This window comes from Paenibacillus humicus NBRC 102415, assembly GCF_004000905.1.
GTDB classification, from domain to species: Bacteria; Bacillota; Bacilli; order Paenibacillales; family Paenibacillaceae; genus Paenibacillus_O; species Paenibacillus_O humicus.
The window spans coordinates 29,284-47,265 of sequence record NZ_BIMD01000040.1; the positions used below are offsets into that span (position 1 = coordinate 29,284).

Annotated in this window: 15 protein-coding genes; 13 read left to right on the forward strand and 2 right to left on the reverse strand. The window is 61.8% G+C overall.

What is annotated here, in order from left to right:
• Positions 1-62 precede the first annotated feature (62 nt).
• From PHU01S_RS19755 to PHU01S_RS19775, 5 genes are all read left to right on the forward strand, one after another.
• Entirely contained in the window at positions 63-1,556 is a 1,494-nt protein-coding gene (locus PHU01S_RS19755; protein WP_048746683.1) for an extracellular solute-binding protein, read from the forward strand.
• A 13-nt stretch (positions 1,557-1,569) separates the two neighbouring features.
• A complete protein-coding gene (locus tag PHU01S_RS19760) occupies positions 1,570-2,754 on the forward strand; it encodes an ADP-ribosylglycohydrolase family protein (protein WP_127509480.1) in 1,185 nt (394 codons plus the stop codon).
• Positions 2,751-4,877, forward strand: a complete 2,127-nt coding sequence (locus PHU01S_RS19765; protein ID WP_127509483.1) for an ADP-ribosylglycohydrolase family protein — start codon at positions 2,751-2,753, stop codon at positions 4,875-4,877. Before PHU01S_RS19760 ends, PHU01S_RS19765 begins: the two co-directional genes overlap by 4 nt.
• Positions 4,874-5,821: a ribokinase gene (rbsK, locus tag PHU01S_RS19770; protein ID WP_246029289.1), complete on the forward strand. Its 948-nt coding sequence runs from the start codon at positions 4,874-4,876 to the stop codon at positions 5,819-5,821. Before PHU01S_RS19765 ends, rbsK begins: the two co-directional genes overlap by 4 nt.
• Positions 5,822-6,166: 345 nt before the next feature.
• Positions 6,167-6,352: a hypothetical protein gene (locus PHU01S_RS19775; protein ID WP_048746687.1), complete on the forward strand. Its 186-nt coding sequence runs from the start codon at positions 6,167-6,169 to the stop codon at positions 6,350-6,352.
• 220 nt (positions 6,353-6,572) lie between these two features.
• On the opposite strand, the gene PHU01S_RS19780 is transcribed toward PHU01S_RS19775, so the two are convergent.
• Positions 6,573-7,676: a cytochrome P450 gene (locus PHU01S_RS19780; RefSeq protein ID WP_246029290.1), complete on the reverse strand. Its 1,104-nt coding sequence runs from the start codon at positions 7,674-7,676 to the stop codon at positions 6,573-6,575.
• Between the two features lie 234 nt (positions 7,677-7,910).
• Between PHU01S_RS19780 and prmA the strand changes: the two genes are divergently transcribed.
• The 5 genes from prmA (at position 7,911) to PHU01S_RS19805 (ending at position 12,442) form a co-directional block, all read left to right on the forward strand.
• A complete protein-coding gene (prmA, locus tag PHU01S_RS19785; protein WP_127509486.1) occupies positions 7,911-8,969 on the forward strand; it encodes a 50S ribosomal protein L11 methyltransferase in 1,059 nt (352 codons plus the stop codon).
• A 3-nt stretch (positions 8,970-8,972) separates the two neighbouring features.
• Positions 8,973-9,653 carry a site-2 protease family protein gene (locus tag PHU01S_RS19790; RefSeq protein ID WP_021882391.1) on the forward strand — a complete coding sequence of 227 codons (681 nt, stop codon included), beginning with the start codon at positions 8,973-8,975 and terminating at the stop codon, positions 9,651-9,653.
• 135 nt (positions 9,654-9,788) lie between these two features.
• Positions 9,789-10,574, forward strand: a complete 786-nt coding sequence (locus PHU01S_RS19795) for an RsmE family RNA methyltransferase (RefSeq protein ID WP_049867691.1) — start codon at positions 9,789-9,791, stop codon at positions 10,572-10,574.
• A 5-nt stretch (positions 10,575-10,579) separates the two neighbouring features.
• Complete coding sequence (gene mtaB / locus PHU01S_RS19800; protein WP_048749517.1) at positions 10,580-11,935, forward strand: tRNA (N(6)-L-threonylcarbamoyladenosine(37)-C(2))-methylthiotransferase MtaB; 1,356 nt, start codon at positions 10,580-10,582, stop codon at positions 11,933-11,935.
• Positions 11,936-11,998: 63 nt separating this feature from the next.
• Entirely contained in the window at positions 11,999-12,442 is a 444-nt protein-coding gene (locus tag PHU01S_RS19805; RefSeq protein WP_048749514.1) for an NUDIX hydrolase, read from the forward strand.
• 156 nt (positions 12,443-12,598) lie between these two features.
• Here PHU01S_RS19805 and PHU01S_RS19810 read toward each other — a convergent pair whose 3' ends face one another.
• Entirely contained in the window at positions 12,599-13,582 is a 984-nt protein-coding gene (locus PHU01S_RS19810; protein WP_048749512.1) for a Na/Pi cotransporter family protein, read from the reverse strand.
• Positions 13,583-13,897: 315 nt separating this feature from the next.
• Here PHU01S_RS19810 and PHU01S_RS19815 point away from each other — a divergent pair, with 315 nt between their 5' ends.
• From PHU01S_RS19815 to PHU01S_RS19825, 3 genes are all read left to right on the forward strand, one after another.
• On the forward strand, positions 13,898-15,319 hold the full coding sequence (locus PHU01S_RS19815; RefSeq protein ID WP_246029291.1) for a class I SAM-dependent rRNA methyltransferase: 1,422 nt from the start codon (positions 13,898-13,900) through the stop codon (positions 15,317-15,319).
• Positions 15,320-15,680: 361 nt separating this feature from the next.
• On the forward strand, positions 15,681-16,853 hold the full coding sequence (locus tag PHU01S_RS19820; protein WP_048749508.1) for an exonuclease SbcCD subunit D: 1,173 nt from the start codon (positions 15,681-15,683) through the stop codon (positions 16,851-16,853).
• A partial coding sequence (locus PHU01S_RS19825) for an AAA family ATPase (RefSeq protein WP_164763131.1) occupies positions 16,850-17,982 on the forward strand: 1,133 nt, incomplete at its 3' end. The genes PHU01S_RS19820 and PHU01S_RS19825, both read left to right, overlap by 4 nt.

Genomic DNA, 17,982 nt, shown 5'->3' on the forward strand with positions numbered 1-17,982 from the left:
GTTCCGGCCGCAAGGGCAGCTCAAGCGAGGCAGGTTATCATCTATAAGGGGAGATAAAAAACATGAAAAAATGGAATTCAATCGCGATCGCGGCTGCGATGGCCGTCGTCATGACCGCCTGCTCGTCCAACTCGGGCACTCCGGCCGCCAACCAGGGAAATACCGGCTCGGCACAGCCTGAAGGCAGCGGTCAGCCGGTTACGCTCAAAATCGTCTACAAGGACGAGGGCACGGCGAACGCCGCTTCGGTCCGGTTTTTCGGAGAGCTGGAGAAAGCGCTTGCCAAGGATGAGGGCCTGAACGTCAAGTTCGAGCTGGTCGACCTTGCGCAGGGCAGCTACGCCGAGAACCTGAACCTGCTGCTGCTCGGCGGCACGATTCCGGACATCATTTATTTCCAGGGCGGCGACCAGCAGATGGCCGAGCAGGGCCTTCTGGAGGACTTGACTCCTTATATCAATAAATCCAAGTACGTCAAAGACATCATGGAGCCTCATAACATCACCCGCATGACCAGCTATCCGTACCTGCTCTGGATCAAGCCGCTCGCTCCGAAGGCTCCGGTCGTCCGGGAAGATTGGTTCGAGGCGATGGACAGCTCCAAGGCGCTGACGGAAAACCCGACCGTGGACAACTATTATGCCTTCTTCAAGGAGCTGGTCGAGAAGAAGCCGGGCTCCGGCAAGCCGGCTTATGCGCTGACGGCGGCGGGCGACATCGCAGAGATCAATACGATCTTTAACTCGGCGTTCGGCCTCGACAAAACGTGGATCAAAAAGGATGACGGCACGTTCGAATACGCCAAAATCTCGGAAGGCGAAAAGGAAAAGCTGGCCTTCTACAACAAGCTGTACAAGGAAGGCCTGCTGGATCCGCAGTTCATCACGAAGCAGTGGGACACGAAGGAGGACGCCTTCTACAAGGGCGAAGCCGGCGTCATCACCGGCACGGCAGGCAAAATACTCGACCTGTACAACGGCCGCATGCAGGATCTCGGGGGAGCAGGCGCCAAGCTGGTCGTACTGCCTCCAGCCAAGGGCGTCGGCCAAGGCTTCGGAGCGACGGACGTCACGAAGGAATCCCGCGGGCTCGCGATCTCTTCCCAGTCGAAGAACAAGGATGCCGCGTTCCAGGTGTTCGATTACCTCGCCAGCCCCAAAGGGCAGATGCTTGACCGCCTTGGCTATGAAAACGAGGACTACAAGATCGTCGACGGCAAGATCGAGCTGAACGAGAACTATTACAACAATTGGTATGCCCGCTTTTGGGAGCCGGTGAACTTCAAGTCCGACATTCCGCTGAAGACGCCGCTGCTGGGCGAGCCGGGGGAAAAATCGCTGAAGATGGCTTCGGAGTACTACACCGAAGACAACAACTTCATCATTCCGGAGCAGTTCGTCGCCAACTGGGATGCGATGAACAATCTGTACAAGGAATACTCGACGGACTTCATTACCGGCAAGAAGGATCTGAGCCAGTTCGGCCAGTTCGTCGAAGCTTGGAACGCAGCCGGAGGAACCGAGATCACCAAATACGCGAACAAAACCATCAAGTAAGGAGCATGCATCGATGACGACATTCCGCAGTCGGGTAAGGGGCGTGGTGATTTCGACCGCGCTCGGGGATGCCATGGGAGCCCCGGTCGAGAAGCTGACTTATGACGAGATCAAATTGAAATACGGACGCGTAGAGTCCATCATGACGAGATGGCATAAGATGGATCTGCCCGAGGATGTCCGGCTAGGCCGGGTCAGAGGAGACGGCATCGTCACCGACGATACGCTGATGACCATCGCCCTGATCAACGTGTATCATGCCGAGGGCCGGCATCTGGATGCCTACGATATGGGGAACGAGTTCGTGAAGGAGATCGCCTTCCGCAAAACGTTCGTTCCGGAGCTGAACCGCGAGACCTATATCATGGAGCGGCTCTTCTATCCGGAAAAGCATATCTTCCTGCGCCATGTGCTGGCGAACTGCGAGCCGCGCGAAGGCGGCCTTGGCAATATGGTCAACTGCGGGGCGGCGATGTACATCGCCCCGATCGGGGTCGTCAACGCCGGCAACCCAAAGGCTGCCTACGACGAGGCGATCCTGTTCGCGATGGGGCATCAGAGCAGCTACGGCCTCGAGGCGGCAGGAGTGCTTGCCGCCTGCGTCGCCAAGGCGTTCGAGCCCGGAGCGACAGCGGATGCGATCGTGGAGACGGCGCTCTCCCTGGCGAAGGACGGCACGAAGGCGGCGATTGCCGAATTGACGGCCGCCGCCCGCGACCTGCGCTCCCGCAGGGACGACAGGGACGCGGTCATCGCCGTGCTGCACCGGATCATGGCGAAATACTCGCCGATGGGCGACGATGTCAGCCGCCATATCGACAAGGTCGGCATTCCAAGCAATCACTACACCCCCAACCGTCTCTGGTCGATCGAGGAGCTGCCGCTTGCGCTCGCCTTCATCGTCCTGAACGACGGGGACTACTACCGTTCCATTCTGGACGGCATCAACTCCGGACGGGATACGGATTCCATCGGGGTCATGGCCGGCGTCATTGTCGGCGCCATGCACGGCTCCGAGGTCATCTCGCCGGAGGATATCCGGCAGCTGAACGCCGTCAACCGTCTTGATCTGATGGACATCGCGGACCGGTTCAGCGCGACGGCATCGCGGATCATTCAGGACGATCTCTATGCCTGGGAAGCCAGGCGGGAGATGCTGGCGGGCATCCAGGGAGACGGGAAGGAGGAGAGGCCATGATGCCGAAAACCTACGTCGAGGCGGTCTATGCGGGCTTCATCGGGATGAATGTCGGCATCAGGCTGGGAGCTCCGATCGAGCCTGTCGCCTGGACATACGAGCGCATTCGGGATGTATACGGGGATATCAGGAATTACGTGAAAAGCTACAACACCTTCGCTGCGGACGACGATGCCAATGGACCGGTCTTCTTCGTCCGGGCTTTGTACGACGATGCGGATGGACGCGAGCTCACGCCCGAGGATGTCGGCAAGGCTTGGCTGAACTATGCCCGGGAAGGCATCGGCATGTTCTGGTGGGGCGGCGAGGACATCAGCACGGAGCACCGCGCTTACCTCAACCTGCGCAAGGGCATTCCCGCCCCCCGCTCAGGCTCGATCGAGGTGAACGGCCTGGAAATGGCCGAGCAGATCGGCGGCCAGATCTTCATCGATTCCTGGGGACTGCTCTTTCCCGGCAATCCGGAGAAGGCGGCGGAATACGCGGAGAAGGCAGCCAGCGTCTCGCATGACGGCAACGGCCTGTATGGAGCCCGCTTCATGGCGGCTTGCATCGCCAAGGCGTTCGAGGCGTCCAGCGTGCAGGCGGTCATTGCCGAAGGGCTTCGCCACATTCCCGGGGACTCCACGTATGCCCGAGTCGTGAATGCCGTCCTGGACTTCCGCGAGGGGCGTCCCGGCGATTGGCAGGCATGCCGCCAATACCTGGAGGATCATTGGGGCTACGACAAATACACGGGCGTATGCCATATCATTCCGAATGCCGGCGTCTGCGTGCTTGCCCTGCTATACGGCGAAGGAGATTTTGCGCGCACGGTGGAGATCGCCTCCATGTGCGGCTGGGATACGGACTGCAACGCCGGCAATGTCGGCACCATTCTCGGCGTTTACTCCGGACTGGCCGGCATCCCGGACCATTACCGGAAGCCGATCAACGATTTCATCGTCGCCTCCAGCGTGTCGGGCTATCTCAACCTGGTCGACTTTCCGACCTTCGCCAGAGAGCTGGCGCTGCTCGGCTATCGGGTCAACGGCGAGGAGGCTCCCCGGAGGCTGAAGGAAAGCTTCAAGCCGGGCGAGGTGTTCTTCGACTTCGATCTGCCGGGGTCGACGCATGGCTTCCGCACGAGCAACGGCTTCAAGACGCCGGTCGTCCGCCATTCCGCCTTGCGGAGCCGGGACGGCAGCCGCGGCTCGCTGGAGGTCGTCTTCGACCGCCTCGTAACCGGCGACAGCAGCAAAATCTACTGGAAGCCGTTCTACCGGCGGGCGGAATTCAACGACGAGAAGTACAAGCCGGTGTTCTCGCCGCTGGCCTGCAGCGGGCAGAGAGTCAGCGCGGCCATCTATGCCGACCAATGGGAAGGCGAGCCGATCGTCCTTACTCCCTATGTCCGGAATACGTTCACGCAAAAGGACATTCTCTTGGAGCCGATCAAGCCGGCGAACGGGCAATGGAGCGAGATTTCATTTGTCATTCCCGATACGGACGGCGCGCTGCTCGACGAGATCGGCTGGATTCTGGAAAGCCCGTCGCCGCTGGCGGAGCGCGCGATCGGAAGCTTGTTTCTAGGACGATTCCGTATTGAGGGACCCGTTTCGTACACGATTGATTTCGCCAAGCAGGCCAAGGAGTTCGGCTCCATCACGCCCTTCTCCCATCACCGGGGCAAGTGGGAGCTGGACGGCGGCGCGATGGTATGCAGGTCGGAGAGCGACGCCGCTTCGTTCTCGGGCAATTATTACGAGCGGGACATGGCCGTCGAGGCGACGGTCCAGCCGCTGGAGGGAACAAGCCATCTTCTGATCGCCCGGGCACAGGGCGTCATGCGGCACTATCTGGCCGGCTTCGACGGACCTGGGACGGTATCGTTCATCAAGCAGGATTTCGGGACGACGCGCCTCATTACGGCCAAGTACGACTGGAAGCCGGGCAAGGAATACCGCTTCAAGCTGACCGCCGAGGGAGATGCCTTCACGCTCGGGATCAATGGGGAGAACGTGCTGGAATGCCGGGATCCGTCCTTCGGTCACGGCATGTTCGGCTTCGGCTGCCTGGAGGGAGGAGTCAGCGGAATCAAGGATGTTGCGGTGCGGTCGCTTCCGGACGGAGAGAGGGCATGATGCCGGATCAGGAAGGCAAGCGCAGCATCCTCGTCGTCGGAAGCATCAACATGGACGTCGTCAGCAAGGTGGACCGCTTCCCGCAGCCGGGCGAAACGGTGTCCGGCCTCGGAACTTCGTTCTTTCCCGGAGGCAAGGGAGCCAACCAGGCGGCGGCCGCCGCCAAGGCCGGAGCGGCATGCTCCATGATCGGCGCCGTCGGCAGCGATCCCTTCGGCGACGCCTTGGTGCATTCGCTGGAGGACTCCGGCGTCGGCGTGCAGTCCGTCCTGACCAAGGAAGGGACGTCGGGTCTCGCCGTCATCACCGTGAGTGCAGACGGGGAAAATCATATCGTCCTGTCGGAAGGCGCCAACGGAATGCTGACAGCGGACGATGCCGCCGCCGAGACGGACTGGGGCGGAGTCTACGCGGTGCTGCTGCAAAATGAAATCCCATGGGAGACGAGCAAGGCGGTTATCCGGTCGGCAAGCGAGGCCGGTGTCCGCGTCTGGCTCAATCCCGCTCCGGCACGGGAAGTGCCGGCCGAGCTGCTGCCGCTGCTGGACACGCTTATCGTCAACGAGACGGAGGCTTCGGCAGTGAGCGGAATTCGGGTCGCACATATCGGGTCGGCTGAAGCTGCAGCCTCCGAACTGCTGTCCCGAGGCGCGGGAAGGGTCGTCGTCACGCTCGGAGAGCAGGGCTGCTTGTGCGCAGAGTCTTCCGGAGACCGTTGTGCCGTGCCTGCTTACAAGGTCGAGGCGGCCGATACGACCGCAGCGGGCGACACCTTCATCGGCGCATTCGCGGCTGCCTGCGCGCAAGGATCGGAATCCCGGGAGGCGCTCCGGTTCGCGGCGGCTGCCGCAGCGATTGCCGTTACGCGCCATGGAGCCCAGTCCTCGATTCCGTCCAAGGATGAGATCGAGGCGTTCATGGCAGGGGAACTGGCCGGAGAATAACAGGACTGCGATTTGCCTGCCGGAGTTTCCGGGCAGTCAGACACAGCCGGAGGATGTTCCTTCGGCTGATTGCTGTTCGGTCATTCCCGGGGAATGAGCCGGAAAAGCCGTCTCGACCTGCTTCCTTCGGAATTCCAGGTTTCAAGTCCGCACCCTCAGGAAGCTCCGTTTGAGCTTCGTCCTCCGCAGCTGCGCCAGGCCGATCCTGCCCTGCAAGGGAGACGAGCCTGCACCCGTCTCTGCGGCTCAGACGGTTTGACGATAATTCCGTGAATATCGCCAAGGCAAAGGCGCAACCTAGAAGAGGCCATTTCATACGAACGCCACGGGAGGAGGGGCAGCATCATGGAAATACAGGCAGCTTTTACGTCGCCGGAGGGAATCCGGGAAGCGCTCCGCAAGCTGGAGATGCTCCGCGCGGCGGAAATCCGCGAAGGCGAGGACGGCATCCTCACCGCCGTCGTGGACGACAGCCGGGCCGGCCAGGCGCTGGCGGTCATCTCCGGAGCCGGGGGCACGGTGGAGCAATAAGCCGCCGCCCGGCAGGAGCTTGCAAGCTGTGACGCCGATGCGAAGCCGATGCATCTTCGGCACCGGTGCAAGGCTTGCGGCCGGATCGCGACTGCCGGGCCGCCAGCCTTCGAAAAAACAGCCCGGAAGCGGAAGGCTTCCGGGCTGTTTGGATTGCTTTTCGAGGCAAGGCGTGCCGCATTCTGTCGAATTTGAAGCTGCATGAGACTGCACGATCCCGCTATCCGTTCAAAAAGACCGGCAGCCGCCGCAGTCCGAACATCAGGTTGCTCTCGATCCTCTCCAGCGGCACGGAGCGGTCGCGGCTGAACCGGGGATAGCGCTCAAGCAAGGTTTCCAGGACGATGCGGGATTCCAGCCGGGCAAGCTGGGCTCCAAGGCAGTAGTGGATGCCGCTGCCGAGCCCGACATGGGCATTGGGCGAGCGGCGGATGTCGAAGCGCTCCGGCTCCGGAAATGCCTTCTCGTCATGGTTGGCCGAGGCGATATAGAGGAAGACGGGATCGCCGGCTTTCATGGCCATTCCCCCGAGCTCGGTATCCCGCTTCACCGACCGGAACATCATCTGCACCGGCGAGAAGTAGCGGAACACCTCCTCGATGGCGGAAGGAATGAGCGTGCGGTCGGCAATCAGCTCCTCGCGTACTTCGGGCAGGCTGTCGAGGCACAGGAAGATCGAGGCGATCAGGTTGGTCGTCGTCTCGTTGCCGGCGACGAGCAGCAGGATGCAGAAGCCGATCAGCTCGATCTCGCTCAGCTGCTCTCCGTCTACCTTGGCATGGACGAGATTGCTGATGAGATCGTCACGCGGCTCGAGCCTCCGCTCGGCGGCGACAGCCGAGAAGTAAGGGCTCATCTCGCGCTGGCATTGGACGTAGCGCTCTTGGTTCGTTCCGACCAGATCCTCCGACCATTGCTTGAAGCGGCTGAGGTCGCCCTCCGGGATGCCCAGCATGCGGGCGATGACGGAGATGGGCAGCGGGCTGGCCAGGTCTTCCAGGACATCGAAGACGGGCTTCGCTGCCGCCTTGTCGAGCAATTGTTCCGCGAGCTTGCGGATGGCGGGCTCCATCGATTCGATGACACGCGGAGTGAAGGCTTTGGACACGAGCATTCGAAGCTGGCGATGCTTCGGCGGATCCTGCCTGAGAATGCTGGAATCGATCGGGTCGTCCGGGTTGTGCTCTCCTTGGGAGGAGAAGCGCTCATAATCCGTAAAGGCGGTCTTGACCTCGTCGTAACCGAAAAGCCTCCAGCCGGTATAACCCTCCCCTTCGAATCGCTCCACGGGAGACCGGTGTCTCAGCTCTCTGAACCGGTCCAAAGGGATCAGCTGCGGTTCGTTCCATTCCACTCGATTCACCTCGCTAAGGATGCATGGTTGTCTGTCCGATGCTGCAAGACTGGATTCCGTCTTCGGGCAGCCGGCTTCGATTTCCATTTTAATCCTTATTCAGGCAGGTGGAAAGCCCGGCCTTTCCCGAAACGGAGGTTTTGTGCCGCCTATCGCATCTGTTGTAGAATAGACGGGATAGCAAGCGAGGGGGCTTATGCGAAGATGAAATATCATGAACTTACGATCTCGACCACCGAGGAAGCGGTGGAGATGATTTCCAACTTTTTGCATGAACAGGGCGCAGGCGGAGTTTCCATCGAAGAATCCGGCTCCTTGAACAGGCGGCGCGACGAGTCGTTCGGCCAATGGTACGAGCTGCCGCTCAACGATATCGCCGAGGGAGACGCCGTCATCAAGGGCTACTTCAGCGAAGACGAGGACATGGACGCCCATGTGGCCGCCATCCGTCCCCGGATCGAGGAGCTGAAGGACTACGACATCAATCCCGGTACATACGAAATCGCCGTCGTCACGGTGGACGAGGACGACTGGGCGACGGCCTGGAAGCAGTATTTCAAGCCGATCCGGGTCACCGAAAGGCTGACGATCAAGCCGACCTGGGAGCCGTACGAGGGTTCCGGGGACGAGCGCATCATCGAGCTTGATCCCGGCATGGCATTCGGCACCGGCACCCATCCGACGACCTCCCTATGCCTGCGCGCGCTTGAATCGGCGATCCGCGAGGGGGACGAGGTCATCGACGTCGGCACCGGCTCCGGCATATTGGCCATCGGGGCCGTCCTGCTGGGCGCATCCAGCGTGCTGGCTGTCGATCTCGACCCGGTCGCTGTATCCAGCGCCAAGGAAAATGCCCGTCTGAACGGCATGGACGACGTCATCCAGGTGCTGCAAAGCGACCTGCTCGGCGTCATCAGCCGCAGTGCGGGAGAGGGCGCCGGCTGGAACGGCACCGCCAACGCGGCCGAGGACGAGGCCAGGGAGCAGCTGGCCGAAGCGATGGAGCAGGCCGGCCCGCTGCGGGTCGAGGCGCCTTGCGATCTGGTCGTCGCCAACATTCTCGCGGAGATCATCCTGCTGTTCATCGATGACGTCTACGAGGCGCTGAAGCCGGGCGGCATCTATATCGCGTCGGGCATCTACGAGAACAAGGAGCAGGCCGTCGAAACCGGGCTTCTGGCATCCGGCTTCGAGATCGTCGACCGCGTCCGCGAGGACAAATGGATCGCCTTCGTGGCCGCCAAGCCAGAAGGGGAGCGGTAAGCCATGGAGGGGTTGGACAATCTTCTCGCTTACCCTGTCGCCGAGCTTCCCTTTGTCCTGCTTGTCCTGATCATCGCCTTTACTCTCCACGAGTTCGCCCATGCCTACTCGGCGTACAAATTCGGAGACGACACCGCCTACAAGCAGGGCCGGGTTACGCTCAATCCGGCTTCCCATATCGATTTTTTCGGCATGTTCCTGATCCTGATCGCGGGCTTCGGCTGGGCCAAGCCGGTGCCGGTCATGAGCTCCCGCTTCAAGCGGCCGCGGCTGATGAGCATCGTCGTCTCCCTTGTCGGACCGCTCAGCAACCTTCTGCTGATGGCGATCGGAGTGTTCATCGTGTCGGCTCTCAATTTCTCGGGCATTCTGAATGACACGCCTCTGCGCTACATCGATGCCCTGAACGTTTTCTTCAAATATTTCATCTATCTGAACGGCATGCTGTTCCTGTTCAACCTGATTCCGCTGCCTCCGCTGGACGGCTACCGGATTCTGTACGAGCTGCTGCCTCGCCGCTCTCGGATTCTGCTGGATCAGTATTCTCAGTGGGGAGTCCTGGTTTTCCTGCTGCTCGTGTTCATACCGGCGCTTAGCAATGCGACCATTCGTCCCTATCTGGCTCTGGTCGGCGATCTGCACTTGTTTTTCCTTCGCCTCTTCACGCCCTTGTTCTTTGGATAAATTCAAGTCCGCGCTTCCATGGCGCGGGCTTTTTTTATGCCGCCGTGCGGCCGGGATCCGTGGGGCCGAATAGATTTCCCGCCTCAAAACGTGTATGATGGAGGATGACTTTTAAAAACAGGAGTTTGGCCCACTATGCAGCGTTACTTTATAACGCCGGAGCAGTTCGGCGACAACGGCGTCACCTTAAGCGGCGAGGACGCCCATCATATCGCGAGAGTCATGCGGATGAAACCGGGAGACGAGATCATCGCCAGCGACGGCGCGCAGCGTGAAGCCCGCATCGTCCTGACGGATGTCGATCCGTCCCTAGTCAGAGGCGACATCGCCGAAAGGCTTCCGATGGACCGGGAGCCGCTCTGGCAGGTCACGGTCGCCCAAGGCCTTCCGAAGGGCGACAAGATGGAGCTTGTCATCCAGAAGGGAACGGAGATCGGAGCGGCCGGATTTCTGCCGTTCCAGTGCGAGCGGATGGTCGTCCAGTACGACGCCCGCAAGGAAGCCAAGCGGCTGGAGCGCTGGGGCAGGATCGCCAAGGAAGCGGCGGAGCAGGCCCATCGCAGCCGGCTGCCGGCCGTCCATGAGGTCCATGCCTGGAAAGAGCTGCTGGCGGCTTTTGCCGATTACGACCTCGTGCTGTTCTGCTATGAAGCGGAAGGACATGAGCCGGGCGGGCTGACCGGTCTTGCGGACCGCATCAGGCAAGCCCGCGAGGCGGGCAGGCTGACGGCGGACAAGGCGCACCGGCTGCTGCTGGTCGTCGGTCCCGAAGGCGGCTTCTCTCCGCGCGAAGCGGAAGCGGCGGCGGCGGCGGGCGCGTTGGCGGCCGGGCTCGGGCGCAGAATTTTAAGAGCGGAGACGGCACCTCTGGCAGGCTTGGCCTGCCTGATGTACGAATCCGGCGAAATGGGAGGAAGATGAAGAAGATGCCATCGGTCGCACTCTACACCTTGGGCTGCAAAGTCAACTTTTACGATACCGAAGCCATCTGGCAGCTGTTCAAGAATGAAGGGTACGAGCAGGTCGACTTCGACACGACGACGGCCGACGTATACCTCATCAATACATGCCACGTGACGAACACGGGGGACAAGAAAAGCCGGCAGATCATCCGCCGCGCCATCCGCCGCAATCCCGAGGCGGTCATCGCCGTGACGGGATGTTACGCGCAGACGTCCCCGGCCGAGATTCTGGACATTCCGGGCGTGGATCTCGTCATCGGAACGCAGGACCGCGACAAGCTGATGGACTATATCCGTCAGGTGCAGGACGAGCGCACGCCGGTCAACGCCGTGCGCAACATCATGAAGACGCGCGAGTTCGAGGAGCTGGACGTGCCCGACTTCGCGGACCGCACCCGCGCGTTTCTGAAAATCCAGGAAGGCTGCAACAACTTCTGCACCTTCTGCATTATTCCGTGGTCGCGGGGGCTGTCCCGCAGCCGCGATCCCAAGAGCGTCGTGGAGCAGGCCCGCAGCCTGGTCGCGTCCGGCTTCAAGGAAATCGTCCTGACCGGCATCCATACCGGAGGCTACGGCGACGATCTGGACAACTACAAGCTGTCCGACCTGCTGTGGGATCTGGACAAGGTCGACGGTCTCGAGCGCATCCGCATCAGCTCGATCGAGGCGAGCCAGATCGACGAGGACATGATCGAAGTGCTCAACAAATCCTCCAAGATGTGCCGCCATCTCCATGTTCCGCTGCAGGCCGGCGACGATACCGTGCTGAAGCGCATGCGCCGCAAGTACACGACCGAAGAGTTCGCGGCGACGATCAAGCGCCTGCATGAAGCGATGCCGGGCGTGGCGATCACGACGGACGTCATCGTCGGGTTCCCGGGCGAGAGTCAGGAGCAGTTCGAGGCGGGCTACCGGTACATGAAGGAGCTTGGCTTCTCCGAAATGCATGTGTTCCCTTATTCCAAACGGACCGGCACTCCTGCCGCGCGCATGGAAGACCAGGTCGACGAGGAAATCAAAAACGAGCGCGTCCATAAGCTGATCGACCTGTCGGAATCTCTCCAGCTGGCTTATGCGGAAAAGCACGTCGGCCATGTCCTGGAGGTCATTCCGGAGCGCGAGCACAAAGGCTCGGCGGGAGCGGGACTGATCATGGGCTACTCGGACAACTACATCCAGGTCGTATTCGAAGGCTCCGAAGCGCTTGTCGGCAAGCTGTGCCGCGTGCGGATCACGGAAGCCGGAGTCAACGAGAGCCGCGGAGTTCTTGTCAGCGTCCAGGAAGAAGCGCCGAGCCTGACGGAAAAAGCCGGAGCCTGATCAGGCTCCGGCGGCGGACTCATCGTGGACAACGGAAATCATTATCGGGAGGATAAGGAGCGCATGAAGGAAATTTCAGCAGGCGGGGTCGTGTACAGACGGACGCCGGAAAATGGGCTGCAAATTCAACTGATCCAGGACCGTTACGGCAAAGTATCCCTTCCCAAAGGGAAAATGGAGCCCGGAGAAACGGTGGAGCAAACCGCCCTGCGCGAAATCGTCGAAGAAACGGGGATGGAAGGCCGCATCATCGAGCCGATCGCCCAGATCAAATACCAGTACCGCCACGAGACGAAAGGCGTCGTGGACAAGGAAGTCCACTATTACCTCGTGGAAGCGACGGGCGGTACTCTTCATGCCCAGGTGGAGGAAATACGCGGCGTCGACTGGTTCGAGCCCGAGGAGGCATGGCGCAAGCAGCGCCAATCCGGCTACGACAACAACGATCGGATCGTCGCGGGCGCGCTCCGGCTGCTCGGCCTAAGCGCCGAAGAGACGGATCGCTAAAGCGTGGCCTCGTCTAAGCGCCGAAGAAGCGGATTGCCCAGTCGGACGGCTGGTCTAAGCGGCAAAGAAGCGAGTCGCTGAGGCGCCGCTCTCGGGAGTTCCCGGCTGACAGTTTTCAAGCGGCCAGACAGGCAGAGGCAAGAAGCCCCGTCCCTACTATTTAGGGGCGGGGCTCTTGTTCGGAATGCGGAGCCGCGGAATGTAGCAGAGCGGCAGCACGATCAGCGAGCAGAGGACGTTGAACAGCGTCTGGGCATGGGCGAGCTGCGAAGCGGGGCCGCCGCCGAACCAGGCGGAGGCGGCGGCTAGCCAGCCCGTGAAGGGCAGGAACAGCAGCGCTCCGCCGACATTGAGCGCGACGTGGAACCAGGCCACCTTGGCTCCTGCCCGGGTGCCGCCGATGGAGGCGAGCACGGCGGTGAGGCAGGTGCCGACGTTGGCTCCGAGCACGATGGCGACGCCCAGCTCCATGGGAAGCACGCCCGATGCGGCGAGGGTCATCGCCATTCCGATGACGGCGGCGCTGCTGTGGACGGCCGCGGTCAAGGCTGCCCCTGCCAGCAGTCCCCAGAGAAGGCTGTCCCCCGACCGGTCCATGAACCAGTGGAAGAATAGGCTGTTCTGAACGGCGTCGCCGATCGATTTCATGACGGCGATGCCGGAGAGAATAAGAGCGAAGCCGCCCAGGACGAGCGAAGCGCTGCGCAGAGGGCGAAGCCAGCGCTGCCTGCGAAGGCCTGCCGAGGAGCTCATTTCGCCGAGCAGGGCGGTCAGCAGCCATCCGGCCAGGGCGAGCAGCAGCAGCGGGCCGGCGAGCCGGTCCAGATCAAGGCCGATCAGCTCGGTCGTCAGGCAGGTGCCGATGTTGGTGCCGAGCACGATTCCGATCGTTCGGGGAAAGGCCATGACGCCGGCGTTGACCATGCCGATGGCGATGACGGTGACGGCGGTGCTGCTTTGCAGCACCGCGCTCGCCGCCGCGCCGGTCAGGAGGCCGTGCAGAGGCGTGCGTGTGAAGCGCTCGATCGCAGCTTGAAGCCAGCGTCCGGCTGCGCGGTGGAGCGCCGCTTCCATCAGCTTCATGCCGAGCATGAAGACGGCGAAGCCGAACGCGGCCGGAAGCACAATGGCAGTGAGCATGATGAAGGTCTCCTTTTTGTGCGGCGATTCCGGGAAGCTCCTGGACCAGCAGCTGCCGTTGGACGGGCAGTAGCGGCAGGGTGGATCTATCCCACATTTATTTAAGATGAATTGTAGAGGCAACAAGCCGGCGAAGCAGATGGAAGGGTCTGGAGGAACAGGACACAGGGTGCGTGCTATGAAGCGCTTTTCTCCGAAGACGTTAGCGCGCCTTTAAACCCCGATTTCCCTATCCTAATCTATGATTCGCAGCGGACAAGAATGACAAGCAGGCCGAACCGTGACGGTCTGCCTGGACAATGGAAGGATGATAGCGTGAGCAGAGCCAAGGCTGTATTGGTCAAGAAAAAAACGAGAAGGCTGGAGCAGGGGCATCCCTGGGTCTACGCCGGAGAAGTCGAGCGGATGGAGGGCGAGGCGGAGCCGGGAGCGATGGTGGACGTGCACGCCTCGAACGGCAGGTATATCGCCTCGGGATACTGGAATCCCCAGTCGCAGATCCGCGTGAGAATCGTTTCCCGTCAGCCGGAGCAGGAGCTGGATCAGGCTTTCTTTGCGGAGAAGTTCAGCCGCGCCAAGGAGTACCGGGAGCGCTTCGTTGCGGATGCGGACTGCCGACTCGTCTATGGAGAGGCCGATTATGTGCCCGGACTTGTCGTCGACCGGTTCGCGGACGTTCTCGTCGTCCAGATTCTGACTCTTGGGCTGGATCTGAAGCGCGAAGCCATCGTCGCCGCGCTCGTCGAAGTATTCCGTCCGCGAGGCATCTATGAGCGCAGCGACGTCGGCGTGCGTCGCCTCGAAGGCTTGGAGGAGCGGACGGGCGTCCTTTACGGCGATTGCCCATCCATCGTGGAAATTACGGAGAACGGCCTTCTCATGGAGGTCGATATCGCCCAGGGGCAAAAGACGGGCTATTTCTACGATCAGCGGGAGAACCGGGCTGCCATCGAGCCTCTCATGAAAGGCTGGGGCAAGCGCAGCGGCATCACGCTTCAGCCGCGTCCAGTGGACGAGCTGCCTGAGGAAGCGCGGCTGGCCGCGCCGGCATCCGGTCCATCGGCCTCCGAGCCCGGCACCGTACTCGTTCCGGTCAACAAAAGCGGCAAAGCCGTCACCTACCCGCTTTGGGACGGGGCGACCGTGCTGGAATGTTTTGCCCACACCGGCAGCTTCACGCTGCATGCCTGCAAATACGGGGCGAAAAAAGTCACCTGCCTGGACGTCTCCGAGCATGCGATCGATACGGCCAAGCGCAATGTGGAACGGAACGGCTTCACCGACCGGGTTGAATTCGTCGTGGACGACGCGTTCCAATATTTGCGCCAGCAGGTGAAGGGACTGGAGGAGCGGACGGCGCGCGCCTCCGGAGGGAAGGCCGTCGACACGTCCAAGAAGCTGGGAGGGGAAGGGCGGACCTGGGATGTGGTCGTTCTCGATCCTCCGGCTTTCGCCAAGACGAAAGGCGCGGTCGAGGGCGCATGCCGAGGCTACAAGGATATCAACCTGCACGGCATGAAGCTTGTCAACGAGGGCGGTTATCTCGTCACGGCGAGCTGCTCCTACCATATGAAGCCGGAGCTGTTCCTGGAGACGATCCTCGAAGCGGCGGCGGATGCGGGCAAGTCGCTCAAGCTGGTGGAATGGAGGGCGGCGGGCAAGGACCACCCGCAGCTGCTCGGCGTTGCGGAAGGGCATTACTTGAAGTTTGCGATTTTCGAGGTCCATAGCTTGTAGATCTTGGGATCATCGAATTTTGCAGGTTGCAGGTTCTGACAAAGCTTGCTTTCCGGGCATGCGATCAACGAGGGCTGCTTTTTGCAGCAAGGCGGCGCCGCAGGCGCCGCCTTTTTGCGCGGAATGGATCGGATGGTTTTCACCCGCGAAGGGAGAGTCCGTTCCGGCGGCGCGATTTCAGCTTCTCCATAGGGCTGGAATGGGTACATTTGCAGCTTCCGCAGGGGTTGTCTTTGAGGATGGCTAATGCTACTGTATAAGAACATATGTTCATTGATAGAGTCATAGCGTGATAGAATCCGAAGGCGCGGGGACGGCCGGATCGCCCGGCGTTCGCGACATAGAAAGGAAGCGGTAAGCGGTGAAATTCCTACATACGGCAGACTGGCATCTCGGCAAGCTCGTTCAGGGAGTCTATATGACGGAGGACCAGCGGCATGTCCTGGAGCAGCTTGTGCGCGCGGTGGAAGAGGAGCGGCCGGATGCCGTCGTCATCGCCGGCGATCTGTACGACCGCGCCGTGCCGCCTACCGAGGCGGTGGAGCTGCTCGACGAGACGCTTTACCGCCTCGTCATCGAGCTGGACACGCCCGTGCTCGCCATCTCCGGCAATCATGACAGTCCGGACCGGATCAGCTTCGGCACCCGCATGATGTCCCGCCGGGGCTTGCATCTCGCCGGGGCGCTGAAGGCGGACAGCGGGCCCGTCGTCCTGTCCGACGAGCATGGCGAGGTCCATTTCCATCTGGTTCCTTACGCCGATCCCGCGATGGTTCGCCATGCCTTCGGGAACGACGACATCCGCACCCACGACGACGCCATGAAGGCGATCACGGACCGCATCAAGGCTGAAATGGAGCCTCAGGCTCGCCATGTATTGGTGGGGCATGCGTTCGTCACTCCCGGCGGCGTGCCGGAGGCGAACACAAGCGAATCGGAGCGGCCGCTCTCGATCGGAGGGGCGGAGCATGTCAAGGCGGAATATTTCCGCCCGTTCCATTACACGGCGCTCGGCCATTTGCATCAGGCCCATTGGGTGGAAAGGGAGAACGTCCGCTACGCGGGTTCGCCGCTCAAATACTCGGTGTCCGAGGAGCATCACCGCAAAGGCTTTTTCCTCGTTGAGCTCGACGGAGCGGGACAGGCTTCCGCCGGCTTCCGGCCGCTGTACGCCCGCCGGGACATGCGGAGGGTGGCGGCTTCTATCCGCGAGATCGAGCAGAGCCACGAGCCGAGCGGGGATTATGTGTTCGTTACGCTGCTGGACGAGAATCCGGTTCTTTTTCCGATGGAGAAAGTCCGTTCCGTCTACCCTAACGCTCTCCATGTCGAGAGGAGGCCGGCCGCAGGCCTGCTTCCGCCGGAGCCTGGGGATGGACCGGAAGGGGCGAAAGCCCGCCGCGACCGCGATCCGGTCGATCTGTTCGATGCCTTTTACCGTGAAGTGAAGGGCGCCGAGCTCAGCAAGGAAAAGAGAGAGCTGTTCGGGCGGGTCTATGCCGAAGTGCTGCAGGAAGAGGGGGCGGGGCGATGAGGCCGATCAGACTGGTTTTGACTGCTTTCGGGCCCTACCGGAACGGGGAGGCGATCGATTTCGAGCCGCTGCGCGAGCGCGGCCTGTTCGTCATCTCCGGACAGACGGGAGCGGGCAAGACGACGGTGTTCGATGCGGTCTGTTATGCGCTCTACGGCACCGCGAGCGGCGAGGACCGGGCGGAGGCGAGGATGCTCCGGAGCCACTTCGCAGGGGACGATACGCCGACGTCGGTGGAGCTCGTATTTGCCGCACGAGGCCGCAAGTACCGGGTATTCAGGCAGATGCCCCATCGCAAGGCCGGCAACAAGAGCGAGACGGGCGGCAAGGCGGAGCTGTACGAGCTTACCGCCGAAGGCGAGGCGCCTCTGACGGACCGCTTTCATATCAAGGAGGTCGACGCCAAGCTGGAGGAGATCGTCGGCCTCAGCCGCGACCAGTTCATCCAGATCGTCATGCTGCCGCAAGGGGAGTTCCGCAAGCTTTTGACCTCCGACACCGAGAACAAGGAAGAAATTTTGCGCCGCCTGTTCCAGACGGGGCTTTACCGCAGCCTGGAGGAAAGCTTCGCAAGGCGCAGCCGCGAGCTGCGGGAGGCGGCCAAGGACAACCGTCAGCGGCTGCTGTACATGAGCGAGCAGGTGCGCGCGAGTCTTCCTGTCCGGGAAGGAAGCCGCCTGGAAGAGCTGCTGGCGCAAGAGCATGCGGCTCCTTCGCGCCTGATGGAAGGGCTGGAGGAGGAAGCCGTTTATTTCGGCAGCCTGGCAACGGGGCTGGAGCGTGAGCGGCTGGAAGCGGAAGCCGCTTATGAAGCGCAGCGGACGAAGCTCGCGGAGGCTTCCCGTCTCAATGCGAGGCTGGACGAGCTTGAGGCGGCGGAGGCGATGGCGGCGAAGCTGGAAGGCCGCGGCGGCGAGATGGCGGAGCTGGAGGCGAAGCTGGAGCGGGCGGAGAGAGCGGCCAGGCTGGCGCCGTACGAGGAGCAGTCGCGGCGTGCGGCTGCCGAGGCGGAGTCCGTGGAGCGGAGGCGTGTCGAAGCATCCGCCGCAGCCGCAGCCGCGGAAGCGGAGCATAGGGCCGCGGCGGAGGCGGCCGAGGCCGAGGAGGCGCGCGAGCCCGAGCGGCGCAA